The sequence below is a fragment of the Limnohabitans sp. genome, assembly GCF_046052825.1.
Classification (GTDB): domain Bacteria; phylum Pseudomonadota; class Gammaproteobacteria; order Burkholderiales; family Burkholderiaceae_C; genus Limnohabitans.
Genome location: NZ_JAVLFP010000100.1, coordinates 1 through 4,522, shown reverse-complemented (window position 1 = coordinate 4,522; position 4,522 = coordinate 1). Strand labels below are relative to the sequence as shown.

Genomic DNA, 4,522 nt, shown 5'->3' with positions numbered 1-4,522 from the left:
GATGCCTGGTGACAACGTGTCGATCACGGTGAAGTTGATCCACCCGATTGCGATGGAAGAAGGCTTGCGCTTTGCCATCCGCGAAGGTGGTAAGACTGTGGGTGCCGGCGTGGTTGCTAAGATCATTGCTTGATTGAGGAATCACCATGTCCTCAAAGCAAAAAATCCGCATCCGCCTCAAGGCATTTGATTACAAACTGATCGACCAATCTGCTGCAGAAATTGTTGACACTGCCAAGCGCACTGGCGCGATTGTCAAAGGCCCAGTGCCTTTGCCAACCCGCATGAAGCGCTTTGACATTTTGCGTTCGCCGCACGTCAACAAGACCAGCCGCGACCAGCTCGAAATTCGCACACACCAACGCCTGATGGACATCGTGGATCCAACGGATAAAACCGTAGACGCCTTGATGAAGCTCGACTTGCCGGCAGGTGTGGACGTAGAAATCAAGTTGCAGTAATGCAGCTTTGGAGCGGGCTCATGGCCTGCTCCAGCAGTCGCACTCAAGGGTAGTTGCTCTTGGTGCGACTTTCGCGATATACTCGCGGGCTTCGCACATGATGTGCGGAGATTTATCAACCGTCTTTCACATTCAAACGTAGCTGCCAATTGCAGTGGCTACGGTGAGAGTTTTGGAGAAAACAATGAGTCAAAGCATCCGTTTAGGGTTGCTGGGCCGCAAGGTGGGCATGATGCGTCTGTTCACTGATGATGGGGACGCAGTTCCTGTCACGGTGTTGGATGTGTCCAACAACCGCGTGACCCAGGTGAAAACCCAAGAAAACGACGGCTATGTGGCCTTGCAGGTCACATTCGGTTCGCGCAAAGCATCGCGCGTGACCAAGCCTATGGCTGGACACCTTGCGAAAGCAGGCGTGGAAGCCGGAGAAATCATCCAGGAATTCCAAGTGTCCGCAGACACCGCTGCAAAGTACGCCATGGGCGCTACTGTGCCGGTGACTGATGTGTTTGCTGTGGGCCAAAAGGTGGACGTGCAAGGCACGACCATCGGTAAAGGCTTCGCAGGCACCATCAAGCGCCACCATTTCAAGTCGCAACGCGCCTCGCACGGTAACAGCCGTTCGCACAACGTTCCCGGCTCGATTGGTATGGCGCAAGACCCAGGTCGCGTGTTCCCAGGCAAGCGCATGTCGGGCCACTTGGGCGCTGACATCGTGACCACTCAAAACCTCGACGTGATTCGCATTGATGAAGCCCGCCAACTGTTGTTGATCCGCGGTGCTGTCCCCGGTTCAGCCGGTGGCTTCGTGACTGTGCGTCCCGCCATCAAAGCGAAAGGAGCGAACTGATGCAGCTCGAACTCCTGAATGAACAAGGTTTGGCCGCGTCCAAAGTGGACGCCCCAGAAACCGTGTTCGGTCGTGAATACAACGAAGATCTGGTTCACCAGATTGTGGTTGCTTACCAAGCCAATGCGCGTCAAGGCACCCGTGCCCAAAAAGACCGCGAGCAGGTCAAGCACTCTACCAAGAAGCCGTTCAAACAAAAAGGTACGGGCCGCGCTCGTGCTGGTATGACGTCTTCGCCACTGTGGCGCGGCGGCGGTCGGATTTTCCCGAACAGCCCCGAAGAGAACTTCACCCAAAAGATCAACAAGAAGATGTACCGCGCTGGTATGGCCTCGATCTTTTCCCAGTTGGCCCGCGAAGGTCGTCTGGCTGTGGTGGATTCGCTCACAGTTGACGCCCCCAAAACCAAATTGCTGGCTGCCAAATTCAAGGCGATGAACCTTGAGTCGGTTCTGGTGATTGCGGATGAAGTTGATGACAACTTGTACTTGGCCTCGCGCAACCTGCCTAACGTGCTGGTGGTCGAGCCTCGGTACGCAGACCCGCTGTCTCTGGTGCACTACAAAAAGGTGCTCGTGACCAAGGCTGCCATCGACAAACTCAAGGAGATGTTCGCATGAGCCACGGACACAAAAAAACCAAGTTTGACGAAGGTCGCTTGATGCAAGTGCTGGTCGCGCCTGTGGTGTCTGAAAAGGCCACCATGGTTGCTGAAAAAAGCAATGCCGTGACGTTCAAAGTGCTGCAAGACGCCAGCAAGCCCGAGATCAAAGCAGCTGTTGAGCTGATGTTCAAGGTCGAAGTGCAAGGCGTTTCTGTGGTGAACACCAAAGGCAAAACCAAGCGTTTTGGCAAATCCATCGGTCGTCGTGACAACGTGCGCAAGGCCTATGTCACGCTCAAAGCCGGTCAAGAACTCAACATCTCTGGGGAGGCCGCTTAATCATGGCAGTCATCAAGATGAAACCTACCTCACCAGGCCAACGTGGCGTGGTGAAGGTGACACGTGATCACCTGCACAAAGGTGAGCCCTACGCTCCGTTGCTGGAACCCCAGCACCAAAAGTCGGGCCGTAACAACAACGGTCACATCACCACCCGTCACAAAGGCGGTGGTCACAAGCACCACTACCGCGTGGTGGACTTTTGTCGTACCAAAGATGGCATCCCAGCCAAAGTGGAACGCATTGAATACGACCCTAACCGTACGGCACACATCGCTTTGGTGTGTTACGCAGACGGCGAGCGTCGCTACATCATTGCCCCACGTGGTTTGGAAGTTGGCGCAACGTTGATGAGCGGTTCGGAAGCCCCGATCCGTGCAGGCAACACCTTGCCCATTCGCAACATTCCTGTGGGCTCGACCATTCACTGTATCGAATTGCAAGTCGGTAAAGGCGCGCAAATCGCCCGCTCGGCAGGCACGTCAGCAACTTTGTTGGCGCGTGAAGGCACTTACGCTCAAGTGCGTATGCGCTCTGGCGAAGTTCGCAAAATTCACATCGAATGCCGCGCCACCATTGGTGAAGTGGCCAACGAAGAGCATAGCCTTCGCCAACTGGGTAAAGCCGGTGTCAAGCGCTGGATGGGTATTCGCCCAACCGTGCGTGGTGTCGCCATGAACCCTGTCGACCACCCACACGGTGGTGGTGAAGGTCGCACCGGTGAAGGCCGTCATGCGGTCGATCCGTGGGGTAACCTGACCAAAGGCTACCGTACCCGTAACAACAAACGCACACAAGTGATGATTGTGTCGCGTCGCAAAAAGTAAGGGGTAACAAATGACTCGCTCTCTTAAAAAGGGTCCGTTTGTTGACCATCACTTGGTGGCTAAGGTCGACAAGGCTGTTACCAACAAAGACAAAAAACCAGTGAAAACATGGTCGCGTCGTTCCATGGTTTTGCCCGAATTCATCGGCTTGACCATTGCTGTGCACAACGGCAAACAACACGTCCCTGTTTACATCACCGACCAGATGGTGGGCCACAAGCTGGGCGAATTCGCCTTGACGCGCACCTTCAAAGGTCACCCCGCGGACAAAAAAGTCCAGAAGAAATAAGGAAACACCATGGAAACACGTGCAGTCCTTCGGGGCGTCCGACTCTCGGTTGACAAAGGCCGTTTGGTTGCGGACATGATTCGCGGCAAAAAAGTTGATCATGCGCTCAACATCTTGACATTCACGCAGAAAAAAGCTGCGGGCATCGTCAAGAAAGTGTTGGAGTCCGCCATCGCTAATGCCGAACACAATGACGGTGCAGATATCGACGAGTTGAAGGTGAAAACCATCTACGTCGAGCAAGGTGCCTCGCTGCGTCGCTTTACCGCCCGCGCCAAAGGTCGCGGTAACCAAATCCGCAAGCCCACGTGCCATGTGTACGTGACGGTCGGTAACTGATAAAGGCCTGGAAGATATGGGACAAAAAATCCACCCCACCGGTTTTCGGCTTTCGGTGAGCCGTAACTGGTCCTCTCGTTGGTATGCCAGTAACCGCGATTTCGCGGGTATGTTGGCTGAAGACATCAAGGTTCGTGAGTACCTCAAGGCCAAGTTGAAAAACGCCTCGGTGTCGCGCATCCTGATCGAGCGTCCTGCAAAGAACGCTCGCATCACGATCTTCTCGTCCCGTCCGGGCGTGGTGATCGGCAAGAAGGGTGAAGACATCGAAAACCTGAAGCGCGAACTGGGCAAGCAACTCGGCGTGCCTGTGGCAGTGAACATCGAAGAAGTGCGCAAGCCTGAAATCGATGCCAAGCTGATCGCTGACTCCATCACGCAGCAGCTCGAAAAACGCATCATGTTCCGCCGTGCCATGAAGCGCGCCATGCAAAACGCCATGCGTTTGGGCGCCCTGGGCATCAAGATCATGTCTGCCGGTCGTCTGAACGGTATCGAAATCGCACGTACCGAGTGGTACCGCGAAGGCCGCGTGCCTTTGCACACTCTGCGCGCTGACATCGACTACGGCACGTCTGAAGCCAAGACCACCTACGGTGTGATCGGCGTGAAGGTCTGGGTCTACAAGGGTGACACGCTGGGTCGTAACGACCTGCCGGCCGCCGTTGAGCCCCGCTCCGAAGAAGAGCGCCGTCCGCGTGGTCCGCGCCGTGACGACCGTGGCGGTGCCCGCCCCGCGTCTGACCGTCCCGCACCGCGTGGCGCCCGTCGCCCCGTTGGCGGCAATACCGCACCTGCCGATGGCAGTGACAA

General features: G+C 55.8%; 8 protein-coding genes and 1 pseudogene. All 9 read left to right on the top strand.

The window, feature by feature from the left end:
- Nucleotides 1-133 (top strand): annotated as a pseudogene (locus tag ACKWJN_RS15890) (elongation factor Tu); the annotation flags it as partial.
- 13 nt (nt 134-146) lie between these two features.
- Nucleotides 147-461: a 30S ribosomal protein S10 gene (rpsJ, locus tag ACKWJN_RS15885; RefSeq protein ID WP_019426908.1), complete on the top strand. Its 315-nt coding sequence runs from the start codon at nt 147-149 to the stop codon at nt 459-461.
- Between the two features lie 184 nt (nt 462-645).
- Nucleotides 646-1,311, top strand: a complete 666-nt coding sequence (gene rplC / locus ACKWJN_RS15880; RefSeq protein WP_408598528.1) for a 50S ribosomal protein L3 — start codon at nt 646-648, stop codon at nt 1,309-1,311.
- Nucleotides 1,311-1,931, top strand: coding sequence for a 50S ribosomal protein L4 (gene rplD / locus ACKWJN_RS15875; protein ID WP_408598526.1), 621 nt, complete (start codon nt 1,311-1,313; stop codon nt 1,929-1,931). The genes rplC and rplD overlap by 1 nt, the downstream gene beginning before the upstream one ends.
- Nucleotides 1,928-2,254 carry a 50S ribosomal protein L23 gene (rplW, locus tag ACKWJN_RS15870; protein WP_100147410.1) on the top strand — a complete coding sequence of 109 codons (327 nt, stop codon included), beginning with the start codon at nt 1,928-1,930 and terminating at the stop codon, nt 2,252-2,254. Before rplD ends, rplW begins: the two co-directional genes overlap by 4 nt.
- 2 nt (nt 2,255-2,256) lie before the next feature.
- Nucleotides 2,257-3,081, top strand: coding sequence for a 50S ribosomal protein L2 (rplB, locus tag ACKWJN_RS15865; RefSeq protein WP_408598524.1), 825 nt, complete (start codon nt 2,257-2,259; stop codon nt 3,079-3,081).
- A 10-nt stretch (nt 3,082-3,091) separates the two neighbouring features.
- Nucleotides 3,092-3,370, top strand: coding sequence for a 30S ribosomal protein S19 (gene rpsS / locus ACKWJN_RS15860; RefSeq protein WP_408598522.1), 279 nt, complete (start codon nt 3,092-3,094; stop codon nt 3,368-3,370).
- A gap of 9 nt (nt 3,371-3,379) precedes the next feature.
- Nucleotides 3,380-3,709 carry a 50S ribosomal protein L22 gene (rplV, locus tag ACKWJN_RS15855; protein WP_408598520.1) on the top strand — a complete coding sequence of 110 codons (330 nt, stop codon included), beginning with the start codon at nt 3,380-3,382 and terminating at the stop codon, nt 3,707-3,709.
- Between the two features lie 16 nt (nt 3,710-3,725).
- A partial coding sequence (rpsC, locus tag ACKWJN_RS15850; RefSeq protein ID WP_408598518.1) for a 30S ribosomal protein S3 occupies nt 3,726-4,522 on the top strand: 797 nt, incomplete at its 3' end.

Bases quoted from the DNA above. Each gene is read 5' to 3' on its own strand.
- rplC (WP_408598528.1), top strand. From the start codon at position 646: ATGAGTCAAAGCATCCGTTTAGGGTTGCTGGGCCGCAAGGTGGGCATG.
- rplW (WP_100147410.1), top strand. From the start codon at position 1,928: ATGAGCCACGGACACAAAAAAACCAAGTTTGACGAAGGTCGCTTGATG.
- rplV (WP_408598520.1), top strand. From the start codon at position 3,380: ATGGAAACACGTGCAGTCCTTCGGGGCGTCCGACTCTCGGTTGACAAA.
- rpsS (WP_408598522.1), top strand. From the start codon at position 3,092: ATGACTCGCTCTCTTAAAAAGGGTCCGTTTGTTGACCATCACTTGGTG.
- rplB (WP_408598524.1), top strand. From the start codon at position 2,257: ATGGCAGTCATCAAGATGAAACCTACCTCACCAGGCCAACGTGGCGTG.
- rplD (WP_408598526.1), top strand. From the start codon at position 1,311: ATGCAGCTCGAACTCCTGAATGAACAAGGTTTGGCCGCGTCCAAAGTG.
- rpsJ (WP_019426908.1), top strand. From the start codon at position 147: ATGTCCTCAAAGCAAAAAATCCGCATCCGCCTCAAGGCATTTGATTAC.